The sequence below is a fragment of the Sphingomonas eleionomae genome, from assembly GCF_049889035.1.
GTDB lineage: Bacteria > Pseudomonadota > Alphaproteobacteria > Sphingomonadales > Sphingomonadaceae > Sphingomonas.
Genome location: NZ_JBLTWP010000001.1, coordinates 765,989 through 777,006 on the forward strand (window position 1 = coordinate 765,989; position 11,018 = coordinate 777,006).

10 protein-coding genes and 1 tRNA gene are annotated in these 11,018 nt (G+C 65.8%); 10 read left to right on the plus strand and 1 reads right to left on the minus strand.

The window, feature by feature from the left end; all coding sequences use genetic code 11:
* Positions 1 to 116: 116 nt before the first annotated feature.
* The 9 genes from ACNI3Q_RS03440 (at position 117) to ACNI3Q_RS03480 (ending at position 8,179) form a co-directional block, all read left to right on the plus strand.
* Positions 117 to 986, plus strand: coding sequence for a DUF4349 domain-containing protein (locus ACNI3Q_RS03440; protein ID WP_426274015.1), 870 nt, complete (start codon positions 117 to 119; stop codon positions 984 to 986).
* 109 nt (positions 987 to 1,095) lie between these two features.
* Positions 1,096 to 1,875, plus strand: a complete 780-nt coding sequence (gene purC / locus ACNI3Q_RS03445) for a phosphoribosylaminoimidazolesuccinocarboxamide synthase (RefSeq protein ID WP_260019454.1) — start codon at positions 1,096 to 1,098, stop codon at positions 1,873 to 1,875.
* A gap of 79 nt (positions 1,876 to 1,954) precedes the next feature.
* Positions 1,955 to 2,185 (plus strand): phosphoribosylformylglycinamidine synthase subunit PurS, encoded by a 231-nt coding sequence (gene purS, locus ACNI3Q_RS03450; RefSeq protein ID WP_260019453.1) that lies wholly within the window; start codon positions 1,955 to 1,957, stop codon positions 2,183 to 2,185.
* Positions 2,182 to 2,850, plus strand: coding sequence for a phosphoribosylformylglycinamidine synthase subunit PurQ (purQ, locus tag ACNI3Q_RS03455; RefSeq protein WP_426274016.1), 669 nt, complete (start codon positions 2,182 to 2,184; stop codon positions 2,848 to 2,850). The genes purS and purQ overlap by 4 nt, the downstream gene beginning before the upstream one ends.
* Before the next feature lie 358 nt (positions 2,851 to 3,208).
* Positions 3,209 to 4,588, plus strand: a complete 1,380-nt coding sequence (locus tag ACNI3Q_RS03460; RefSeq protein WP_426274196.1) for a class II 3-deoxy-7-phosphoheptulonate synthase — start codon at positions 3,209 to 3,211, stop codon at positions 4,586 to 4,588.
* A 98-nt stretch (positions 4,589 to 4,686) separates the two neighbouring features.
* On the plus strand, positions 4,687 to 5,211 hold the full coding sequence (locus tag ACNI3Q_RS03465; protein WP_426274017.1) for a gamma carbonic anhydrase family protein: 525 nt from the start codon (positions 4,687 to 4,689) through the stop codon (positions 5,209 to 5,211).
* A 49-nt stretch (positions 5,212 to 5,260) separates the two neighbouring features.
* The gene (locus ACNI3Q_RS03470; protein ID WP_426274018.1) at positions 5,261 to 6,214 is read left to right on the plus strand and encodes an NAD(P)H-dependent flavin oxidoreductase; all 954 of its coding nucleotides are present in this window, start codon (positions 5,261 to 5,263) and stop codon (positions 6,212 to 6,214) included.
* Positions 6,215 to 6,271: 57 nt separating this feature from the next.
* A complete protein-coding gene (gene recJ / locus ACNI3Q_RS03475) occupies positions 6,272 to 8,032 on the plus strand; it encodes a single-stranded-DNA-specific exonuclease RecJ (protein WP_426274019.1) in 1,761 nt (586 codons plus the stop codon).
* A 72-nt stretch (positions 8,033 to 8,104) separates the two neighbouring features.
* Positions 8,105 to 8,179 (plus strand) — tRNA-Glu (locus ACNI3Q_RS03480).
* A 253-nt stretch (positions 8,180 to 8,432) separates the two neighbouring features.
* On the opposite strand, the gene ACNI3Q_RS03485 is transcribed toward ACNI3Q_RS03480, so the two are convergent.
* Positions 8,433 to 9,557: a glycoside hydrolase family 130 protein gene (locus ACNI3Q_RS03485; protein ID WP_426274020.1), complete on the minus strand. Its 1,125-nt coding sequence runs from the start codon at positions 9,555 to 9,557 to the stop codon at positions 8,433 to 8,435.
* Positions 9,558 to 9,815: 258 nt separating this feature from the next.
* Between ACNI3Q_RS03485 and ACNI3Q_RS03490 the strand changes: the two genes are divergently transcribed.
* Positions 9,816 to 11,018 carry an efflux RND transporter periplasmic adaptor subunit gene (locus ACNI3Q_RS03490; protein WP_426274021.1) on the plus strand — a complete coding sequence of 401 codons (1,203 nt, stop codon included), beginning with the start codon at positions 9,816 to 9,818 and terminating at the stop codon, positions 11,016 to 11,018.

The following is an 11,018-nucleotide window of genomic DNA, read 5'->3' on the forward strand; positions in this document are numbered from 1 at the left end:
TCGGGCCGGACGCGGCCGGGCGCAACGCCTTGCCGCCACCGGACCGATGAAAATAGCGATTGCCAATTCCCATCGGGCAGATAGTCATATCCTGTCTTCCACGGAGGAGCGATGCCATGCGGACCGGCCGACTGCTGTTGATGACCGTCGCGATCCTGGCAATGGCAGGATGCTCGGCACCGGAGAGCGCCGAACCGTCCGGCAAGATGGAGGTTGCCGAACCACCGGCACAGGCACGGGCAAAGAGCGCGACGGGTGCGGCGCCGGTGGATGTCACACTGCCCAAGATCGCTTACGTCTATTCACTGGGATTCCGGGTTCCAGCGGGTGCGGTGGCAAAGGTGCAGGACGCCCATCTGGCGCTGTGCGACCGGCTTGGCCCCGCCCGGTGCGTGCTGAGCGGGATGAACCGCAGCGACGGCGAAGGAGAACGCGCCGAAGCGGCGATGACGCTGCGTGTGGCCACCCGCGATGCGCGGCCCTTTGCGCGGGCGCTGGAGCAAGCCGCGGCATCGGGCGGCGGGCGGATGGCGGAAACCGAGGTCGAGGCCGAGGATGTGTCCAAGGCCATGGTCGATGCCGATGCCCGCATTCGCCAGCGCGAATTGCTGGTGGCGCGGCTGACCGAAATCCTGCGGGCGAGGACGGGCAAGGTTGCCGAACTGGTCGAGGCCGAGCGCAGCGTGGCGCAGGCGCAGGAGGAACTGGATCAGGCGCGCGGCCTGCTGGCCGAATTGCGCCGCAGGGTTGCCTATTCGACCTTTACCCTGCGCTACACCGGCGCTGCTGCAGCGCCGGGCGGCGCGATGAGCGATGCGATTGTCGACAGTGCGGCGTCCTTTGGCGCGGCGATCCGCAGTATTGCCGTGGCACTGATCTATCTGTTCCCATGGCTTGTGATCGGCGGGCTGGCCTTTTTCGGGTGGCGGCGCTGGCTTGGCCCGCTGGTCCGGCGGCGGCAGAGAGAGGAGCGCTCGCCCGGCTGATTGCGCCCCCGCCCCCCTTTCGGTATAGGCCCGTGAAACGCCCCGGCTCTGGCGGTTGCTATGGCATCCGTTCGGGCCGGGGCCGATCGTTTTTGAAGGATATCCCGCCATGGCACGCCGCCGCCAGATTTATGAGGGCAAGGCCAAGATCCTGTACGAAGGGCCGGAACCCGGCACCTTGATCCAGTATTTCAAGGACGATGCGACCGCCTTCAACGCCCAGAAAAAGGGCACGATCAACGGCAAGGGCGTCCTGAACAACCGGATTTCCGAGCATGTGTTCACGCTGCTCGGCTCCATCGGCATTCCGACGCATTTCATCCGGCGGCTGAACATGCGCGAACAGCTGATCCGGCAGGTCGAGATCGTGCCGATCGAGGTCGTCGTGCGCAACGTCGTGGCCGGGTCGCTGGCCAAACGGTTGGGGATCGAGGAGGGGCAGCAGCTGCCCCGCACCATCGTCGAATATTATTACAAGGACGATGCGCTGGGCGACCCGATGGTCACCGACGAGCATATCCTGGCTTTCGGCTGGGCCGCGCAGGAGGAATTGCACGACATGGCCGACATGGCCATTCGCGTGAACGATTTCCTGACCGGACTGTTCGCTGGCATCGGCATCCGGCTGGTCGACTTCAAGCTGGAGTTCGGCCGCATCTGGGACAATGATTACAGCCGCATCATCCTGGCCGACGAGATCAGCCCGGACGGGTGCCGGTTGTGGGACGTGACCACCGGCGAAAAGCTGGACAAGGACCGGTTCCGCCGCGACCTGGGCGGTGAGGTGGAGGCGTATCAGGAAGTTGCGCGCCGCCTTGGCCTGTTGCCGGAAGGCGCGGATTCCGACGTGCTCGACCTGGACAGCCATCGCAAGAAGCTGGGCAAGTAAAGCGCGGGTTGCGGGGCAGGCCATCGCCCGCCATAGGCCGGGTGAAACCGACTCAATCGACAATGCCGGGGACCTGCCCATGAAACTTCGCATCATCGTCACGCTGAAGAACGGCGTGCTCGACCCGCAGGGTCGCGCGATCCAGCACGCGCTGGGATCGCTGGGGTTCGAGGGCGTGGACGATGTGCGCGCCGGCAAGCTGTTCGAACTGGAAGTCGCCGACAGCACCAGCGACGAGGCCATTGCCGGCATGTGCGAAAAGCTGCTGGCGAACACGGTCATCGAAAATTACCGGGTGGAAAAGCTGTGACCGCCGCCGTCATCGTCTTTCCCGGTTCCAACTGCGACCGCGACATGGCGGTGGCGCTGGAGGCCGTGACGGGCCGCAAGCCGAACATGGTGTGGCACCGCGAGAGCGAATTGCCCGCCGGTACGGATGTCATCGCCCTGCCCGGCGGTTTTTCCTATGGCGATTATCTGCGCTGCGGCGCGATTGCCGCGCGGTCGCCTGTCATCCAGGCGGTGATCGAGGCGGCAGAGCGCGGCGTGCCCGTGCTGGGCGTGTGCAACGGATTTCAGGTGCTGACCGAAACCGGCCTGCTGCCCGGCGCGCTGATGCGCAATGCCGGCCTGGATTTCGTATGCCGCGATGTCGCGCTGACCGTCGAGAACAGCCAGAACCTGTTCACCGGCAGCTATTCGGCGGGTGAGCGGATCACCATTCCCGTGGCGCACCATGACGGCAATTACTTCGCCGATGCCGAGACGCTGGACCGGATCGAAGGCGAAGGCCGCGTGGCATTCCGATATGCGGAGGACGTCAACGGTTCCGCGCGCCAGATTGCAGGCGTGCTGAACGCGGCCGGCAATGTGCTGGGCATGATGCCGCACCCCGAACGGCGGATCGAGGCGGCCCATGGCGGCACCGATGGTCGCCGGCTGTTCGAAGGGATGCTGGGACTGGTGGGGGCCTGAGCACCGCGTCATGGCGAGCCGCGCGGCGGCGCGGCAACCCATGGCGACCGGCTGATTTGCTTTGCTTCGCTCGGCATGACAGGCAATTTACCCTGATCGGGAAATAGCGGTTGCGGAGATTACCCGGCCCGGGTAAACGGGCCGGGCTATGACGACTCTTGCAGGACAAAAAATCCGCCGCTTTCGCGAGGAGCGCGCCCTATCCCGATCCGCATTCGGCGCGTGGTTCGGCACGCCCGGTTCCACGGTTCAGGGGTGGGAAGAGGATGGCAAGCGCGCGAACGCGGCCACCGTCAATCAGATCGCGGCAAACGGCATTGCCCATCATCAGGACTGGTACGTGCTGGCCCCCGAGCCGATGAGCGGCGCGGCATGGTCGCCGGACAGCTGGACCGGCGATGCGTTTCAGGCGCTGCAGCTGCCGATTTACCCCGATGCCGATGCGCTGAATGCGGCAACGACCCAGATCGCGTCGTTCCCCCCGCTGGTCTTCGCAGGCGAGGCGCGCAACCTGACCGCCGAATTGGCACGCGTGGCAGAGGGCAAGGCGTTCCTGTTGCAGGGCGGCGATTGCGCGGAAAGCTTTGCCGAGTTCCATCCGAACAACATCCGCGACACGTTCCGCGTCATCCTGCAGATGGCGGTCGTGCTGACCTTTGCCTCCAAGCTGCCGACGGTGAAGGTCGGGCGGATGGCAGGCCAGTTCGCCAAGCCGCGTTCGGCCAATACCGAGACGATCGATGGCGTCGAATTGCCCAGCTATCGCGGCGACAATGTCAACGACATTGCCTTTACCCCGGAAGCACGGATCCCCGATCCGCAGCGGATGATCCGCGGCTATTCGCAATCGGCGGCGACGCTGAACCTGCTGCGCGCCTTTGCCGGCGGCGGCTACGCCAATCTGCATCAGGTGAATCGGTGGACCCACGATTTCATGGGCAAGAGCCCCTGGGCCGAGCGGTACCGCGACGTTGCCGATCGGATCGGCGAGGCGCTGGAGTTCATGGCGGCGTGCGGCATCGATTCGGACAGCGTGCCGCAGCTGAAGGCCACCAGTTTCTACACCAGCCACGAGGCGCTGCTGCTCCCGTACGAACAGGCGATGACGCGGCAGGATTCGCTGACCGGCGACTGGTACGACACCAGCGCGCATATGCTGTGGATCGGCGACCGGACGCGGTTCGAGGGATCGGCCCATGTCGAGTTCCTGCGCGGGATCGGCAATCCCATTGGGATGAAGTGCGGACCGAGCCTGGAGCCGGACGCCCTGTTGCGGCTGCTCGACGTGCTGAACCCCGGCCGGGTGCCGGGCCGGATGACGCTGATCACGCGGTATGGCCATGACAGGATCGAGGCCGCCCTGCCCGCGCTGGTCCGCGCGGTGAAGCGCGAGGGGCATCCGGTCGTGTGGAGCTGCGATCCGATGCATGGCAACGTCATCAAGGCCGCCAACGGATACAAGACGCGGCCGTTCGACCGCATCCTGGCCGAAGTGCGCGGCTTTTTTGCCGTCCACCGGGCAGAAGGCACCCATGCCGGCGGCATTCACACCGAGATGACGGGACAGAATGTCACCGAATGCACGGGCGGCGGCGTGGAAATCACCGAACAGGGGCTGGCCGATCGCTATCACACCCATTGCGACCCGCGCCTGAACGCCGGACAGAGCCTGGAGCTGGCATTCCTGCTGGCCGAGATGCTGAACGACGAAATGGGCCAGCGGCGAAAGGCTGCCTGAGGGTGCCGTGTCGATCGTCATTGCGAGCGTAGTGAAGCAATCCGTTCCTGTCGCTGGATTGCCTCGCTGCGCTCGCAACGACGAAGGTTGGAGAGACCATGCCGCTATACGCTATTGACGGTAAGGCCCCGGTGCTGGGCGCGGACGCATGGGTTGCGCCGAGTGCGGACCTGATCGGCGATGTGCGGCTGGGCGACGGCGCGAGTTTCTGGTTCGGGGCGGTGGCGCGCGGCGACAACACGCCCATCCTGATCGGCGCGCGCAGCAATGTGCAGGAGGGCGCGATGCTGCACAGCGATCCGGGCGCGCCGCTGACCATCGGGCAGGATTGCACCATCGGGCATCACGCCGTGCTGCACGGCTGTACGATCGGCGACCGGGTGCTGATCGGCATGGGCGCCATCGTCCTGAACAACGCGCATATCCCCGATGATTGCATCGTGGGTGCAGGCGCACTGGTGACAGAGGGCAAGACGTTCGAGCCGGGCACGCTGATCGTCGGTTCCCCTGCCCGCCCCGTGCGGCCCCTGAACGATGCGGCGCGGGCCGGGCTAATCACGTCTGCTGCGCATTATGCTGCACGCGCGCGGCATTATGCGGCGGCGCTGACGCGGGTGGATTAGCTTGCCGTAACGGAGTCGACAGCCCCATCCGGTGCGCTATCCTTGCCCGATGGCTCTTCCCTCGATCTTCGCTCGCTTGCGGCTTCCGGTGATCGGTTCGCCGCTGTTCATCATTTCCGGACCCGACCTGGTCATCGCCCAGTGCAAGGCGGGGATCGTGGGGTCGTTTCCCGCGCTGAACGCCCGGCCGCAAAGCCTGCTGGACGAATGGCTGCACCGGATTACCGAGGAACTGGCGGCGTGGGACCGGGACCATCCCGATACGCCCGCCGCGCCGTTTGCGGTCAACCAGATCGTCCACCGGTCGAACGACCGGCTGGAGGCGGATCTGATGACCTGTGCCAAATGGAAGGTGCCGATCGTCATCACATCACTGGGCGCGCGCGAGGAATTGAACACGGCGGTCCATGGCTGGGGCGGCATCACGCTGCACGACGTGATCGACGACCGGTTCGCGCACAAGGCGGTGGAAAAGGGCGCGGATGGCCTGATCCTCGTCTGTACGGGTGCCGGCGGCCATGCCGGAAGGCTCAACCCCTTCGCCTTTACGCAGGAGGTGCGGCAATGGTTCGACGGGCCGGTCGCGCTGTCCGGTGCCATCGCCAATGGCGGCGCGGTGCTGGCGGCACAGGCGGCGGGCGCTGACCTTGCCTATATCGGATCGCCCTTCATCGCCACGACCGAGGCCAATGCGGTCGAGGCGTACAAGCAGGGCATCGTCGACGGCCGGGCGGCGGACATCGTCTATACCAACCTGTTCACCGGCGTTCATGGCAATTACCTGCGCCAGTCGATCGTTTCGGCGGGCCTGGACCCCGATGCGCTGCCCGAAAGCGACCCCAGCGCGATGAATTTCGGCGGCGGCGCGGCCAAGGCATGGCGGGATATCTGGGGTTCCGGACAGGGCATCGGCGCGGTGACGGCGGTGGAAAGCGTGGCGGACCGCGTTGCGCGCCTGTCGTCGGAATATCAGGCGGCGCGGGCGCGGGTGTGCGCGGGCTGACCGGTCGGCAAGACTACTGGCGCGGGCACCCGGCATGGGACTAAAGACCATGGGATCATGTCCATTGTCTGCAACGTCCATTCCTCCGTCCTTGGCCAGCCGTGGCGCTGGCGATCCCCGGCCAACGCAGCCGATCAGGGATTTTCGCCCGACGATCTGACCACGCGCCTGTTGATGGCGCGGGGATGCGCACGCGAGGATGTGGAGGCGCACAAGTCGCCGTCGATCCGCGGGTTCATGCCCGACCCCTCCATCTTTCGCGACATGGACCGGGCGGCCGAGCGGCTGGCCGATGCGGTCGAACGGCGCGAACAGGTGGCGGTATTCGGCGATTACGACGTGGATGGCGCAACATCGGCCGCGCTGCTGATCCGCCTGCTCCGCGATCTGGGGCTGGCTCCCCGCCCCTATATCCCCGACCGGCTGATGGAGGGATATGGCCCGTCGGGCGAGGCGCTGGTCCGGCTGAAGGGCGAAGGGGCAGACCTGATCGTCACGGTCGATTGCGGGGCACAGGCGTTCGACGCCCTGGCCATGGCGCGCGATGCGGGTGCAGAGGTGATCGTGGTCGATCATCACAAATGCGCGACCGAGCTGCCCGCCGCCTATGCACTGGTGAACCCCAACCGGCTGGACGAGGGCGAAGGGGCGGCGCATGGCCATCTGGCGGCGGTCGGTGTTGCGTTCCTGCTGGGCGCGGCGCTGGTCCGCGTTCTGCGCGCACGGGGATGGTTCAACGGGCGGGCGGAGCCGCGCCTCCTGGACCTGCTCGACATCGTGGCGCTGGGCACCGTAGCCGATGTCGCTGCGCTGCGCGGCCTCAACCGCGCATTCGTGGCACAGGGGCTGAAGGTGATGGCCGGTCGCCGCAACATCGGCCTGAACGCGCTGATCGAAGCATCGCGGCTGACACGGGCACCGACCTGTTCCGATCTGGGCTTTGCGCTGGGGCCGCGAATCAATGCGGGCGGGCGCGTCGGGCGCGCTGATCTGGGCGTGCGGCTGTTGACCACCACCGATGCTGCCGAGGCGCGCCGGATCGCCGAGGAGCTGAACCAGCTGAACGAGGAACGCCGCGCGATCGAGGCGATGGTTCAGGAAGGCGCAGAGGCAGAGGCCGCCCGGCACGGCAGCGGCGCAGTTGCCGTGATCGCGGGCAATGGATGGCACCCCGGCGTCATCGGGATCGTCGCCGGGCGGCTGAAGGAAAAGCTGAACCGGCCGGTCATCGTGATCGCGGTGGACGAATCGGGCATCGGCAAGGGGTCGGGACGCAGCATCGCGGGCGTCGACCTGGGCGCGGCCATCCTGGCGGCGAAGGATATGGGGATCCTGATCGCCGGCGGCGGGCACGCCATGGCGGCAGGCGTGACCATCGCGGCCGATCAGGTGCAGGCACTGGCCGATTTCCTGCACGAACGGCTGGCGGTGGCGGTGGAACGGGCGATGGGCGAGCGCGCGCTGCTGGTCGATGCGATGGTTTCGCCGCGCGGGCTGAACCCCGCGCTGGTCGATGCGATGGAGGCAGCGGGCCCCTATGGCATGGGCTGGCCGGCGCCGCGCGTCGCCACCGGGCCGGTCCGCATCGTGCGATGCGACGTCGTCGGCAACGGCCATGTCCGCGCCATCATCAGCGGCGAGGATGGCGCGAGCCTGAAGGCGATGGCGTTCCGGTCCGCGGACACCCCGCTTGGCCAGGCGCTGCTGGGGGCGCCGACGCACCGGCGGCTATGGCTGGCAGGACGGGCGAAAACCGACGATTGGGGCAGCCGACCGGCCGCAGAACTGCACGTGGACGATGCGGCATGGGCCGATTGAACGAAAATTTCGCAAGACCGCTTGACCCCCGCCCGCCCCTCGCATAGTGAGCGCCTCCGTCGTCATCGACACGGCCCCTTCGTCTAGCGGTTAGGACGCGGCCCTTTCACGGCTGAAACACGGGTTCGATTCCCGTAGGGGTCACCATCGTCAAACAGAAAATGGCGGAACTGCGCCATTTCCGACGATCGGGTGAAACGGGCTCCCACTTTTGCACCATCGTTTTTCGTCGCTCGAGGGGCATGGATTGAAATGCCCCCCGAACTCGTTACGATTTGCCACCAGGACCGACTTTGAAATAGTCGCGCACACCGGTGCACGGCCCATGGCAGGGTTACGTCACTGTGGAGATCAGGGGCACCTGCCTCCTCCCGTTGAGCGCAAGAAGCGGCACGATGTGTTAGCTCAGCCCGAACGTCGACTTTGGTATCGCCGTGATGCGACAGGCAAGGTCGGCCTCTCCCGATGCAACGATGAAATGATCGGCCGCATCCACGATGCCCGTGGTGAACACGATGTCGCGCAGATACATCCTGTCCTCCATCGGCGCGGTCAGCGCGGGCGCGGCCTCCAGCAGCGGCTGGTCGTCGCTGCGAACGATCAGCGACGGGTCGTGGCGGTCAAGGATTGACCAGTATGTCCGGTAAATGCCGACCTTTCCGCTCGGCTCGACACCATGCCACAGGGTCAGCCAGCCATCGTCCGTCAGGATCGGCGGCGCGCCGCCACCCATGCGTGCGGTTGCAAGGGTGGACGCGCCGGGCCGGATGCCGGGGCGGCAATGCGGTTTCCAGTGCCGCGCATCGGGGGACACCGCCAGATTGATGGACGGCCCCGGACGCCACGCGCTGCCCGGCGGATAGGCGAAATACAGGTCGCCAAGCGGCCGCGTCTGCGCCCAATAACGCCCGTCGATCTGCCCTTCAAAGATCAGCATATCCTTGTTCTGATGGTCGAGCACGATGTCCTCGAACGCGAAATCAAGACCGTTATCGGAACGGTACAGGGTCGTGCAGTGCCGTTCCGGGCTGACGGAACACGTCGTCATCAGCCAGTGATCCCCACAGCGCGATACCCGTGCATCCTCAATACCATAGCATTGAAAGCTCGCATGCGGCGCAATCGCCCGGTCATAATGAAAGGCGACGACGCGCTGCCCGTCGGCATCCAGTTCGACCGGCAGGATCCAGGACAGCGACGTCAGCGCCATGACCGTCCATTGCTCCCCCCGGATCAGGAACTTGCGCGGATCGGCCATATCGACGCCGTCCAGCGGCCAGGCATCAAGGACATAGCTGCCGTCGTTCCAGCGGATCGCATGGACATGACCATCGACGATCGGGTGGCGCAGCGCCTCTGCCACCCGAACGAACAACACAAGATTGCCATTGCGCAACCGGGTCAGCCCGGGATTGAACGCACCCAGCACATAGGTTTCGGCATCCAGCTTTCCGGCCAGGGGGGACCGGGACAGATCGACATCATCGGGGCCGAAGATCAGTCGGTCGGCAGGAAATCCGGTCATTCATCCTCCATGTCGATGCGGGCAACGGCGGACGCCCTTAAACCACTCTATCCCCTTGATTGGCACCGGTTCCAAGCGTTGCCACGGATCATCGGGAAAACCCCGCCGAACCGCGGCGCGCATAAAAAATGAACGGCATTGTTCAATAATTATTGCCACCGCCCCTTGAAGCTGCTTCTTCGCAGGTGCACCTAAGTGTGATCGCGTAGAAATGAGTCGCCCGGCCAGGGGGCGACCAGAGACAGGGATAAATGGGATATGAACGGGTTTGGCATCAGCCGGGCAGCGGCGATTTTCGGTGCGCTGGCTATTTCCGGATGTTCTTCCCAGCCCGCGCCGCAAGCTCCCCCACCCCCGACGGTCACCGTGTCCACGCCGCTGGCGCGCGATGTCGTCGACTGGGATGAGTATACCGGTCGGTTCGAGGCGATCCAGGACGTGGAGCTGCGCGCCCGGGTGTCCGGCACGATCGAGCAGATCCTGTTCACTGATGGCCAGAATGTTCGTTCCGGCCAGCCCTTGTTCGTGATCGACCCCCGCCCCTATCGCGCCGCGCTGGCCCAGGCACAGGCACAGGCACAGCGCGCCCAGGCCGCGCTGTCCAATGCCCGTTCTGAGCTGTCGCGCGCCGACAAGCTGGTTGCCGCACAGGCGATCAGCCGCGAGGAGTTTGAAACCAAGCTGGCAGCGGTCCGCACGGCGGAGGCGGATCTGGCATCGGCACGGGCCAATGTCAGCACCGCGCAGCTCAACCTCGGGTTCACCACCGTACGGGCACCGGTCAGCGGGCGCGTGTCCAACCGCCGCGTCAGCCGGGGCAATTTCGTCGCAGAGGGTCAGACCGTGCTGACCCGCGTCGTTTCCGTCGATCCCATCTGGTTCACCTTTGACGGGGCAGAAAGCTTTTACCTGAAATATCTGCGGCAGGACCGATCGGGGGAGCGCGGTTCGTCGCGCAGCACGCCGAACCCGGTTGAAATTCAGCTGGCCGATGAGAGTGGCTGGAACTGGCGTGGCAAGATGGACTTTGTCGACAACGCCATCGACCCCGGTTCGGGCACCATCCGCGCCCATGCGGTCATCAGCAACCCGGGCGGATTCCTGACCCCGGGCATGTTCGGCCGCGCCCGGCTGCTCGGTTCCGGCACGTACAAGGCGATGCTGGTGCCGGAAGAAGCGGTGATTACCGATCAGACGCGCAAGCTGGTTTACGTATTGGGCAAGGGTAACAAGATTGAACCGCGGCCCATCGAAACGGGCCCGCCGGTCGAGGGGCTGCGCGTGGTCAAGGAAGGCCTGACGCTGCAGGACAAGGTGGTCACGACCGGCATCACCGCGCTGCAGCCGGGCATGGTCGTCACGCCGAAACAGGTTCCACTGAAGCCGCGCGCCGCGAACGCCGCGCCTGCATCCCAGCCCGTAACCACACCGCCAGCATCCGAAGCCAGCGCGGCGGAGTGA

What these genes read in the sequence shown, in the direction of transcription:
- ACNI3Q_RS03490 (WP_426274021.1), top strand. Translation starts at nt 9,816, where the DNA reads ATGAACGGGTTTGGCATCAGCCGGGCAGCGGCGATTTTCGGTGCGCTG.
- ACNI3Q_RS03470 (WP_426274018.1), top strand. Translation starts at nt 5,261, where the DNA reads ATGGCTCTTCCCTCGATCTTCGCTCGCTTGCGGCTTCCGGTGATCGGT.
- recJ (WP_426274019.1), top strand. Translation starts at nt 6,272, where the DNA reads ATGTCCATTGTCTGCAACGTCCATTCCTCCGTCCTTGGCCAGCCGTGG.
- purC (WP_260019454.1), top strand. Translation starts at nt 1,096, where the DNA reads ATGGCACGCCGCCGCCAGATTTATGAGGGCAAGGCCAAGATCCTGTAC.
- ACNI3Q_RS03485 (WP_426274020.1), bottom strand. Translation starts at nt 9,557, where the DNA reads ATGACCGGATTTCCTGCCGACCGACTGATCTTCGGCCCCGATGATGTC.
- purS (WP_260019453.1), top strand. Translation starts at nt 1,955, where the DNA reads ATGAAACTTCGCATCATCGTCACGCTGAAGAACGGCGTGCTCGACCCG.
- ACNI3Q_RS03465 (WP_426274017.1), top strand. Translation starts at nt 4,687, where the DNA reads ATGCCGCTATACGCTATTGACGGTAAGGCCCCGGTGCTGGGCGCGGAC.
- ACNI3Q_RS03440 (WP_426274015.1), top strand. Translation starts at nt 117, where the DNA reads ATGCGGACCGGCCGACTGCTGTTGATGACCGTCGCGATCCTGGCAATG.
- ACNI3Q_RS03460 (WP_426274196.1), top strand. Translation starts at nt 3,209, where the DNA reads ATGAGCGGCGCGGCATGGTCGCCGGACAGCTGGACCGGCGATGCGTTT.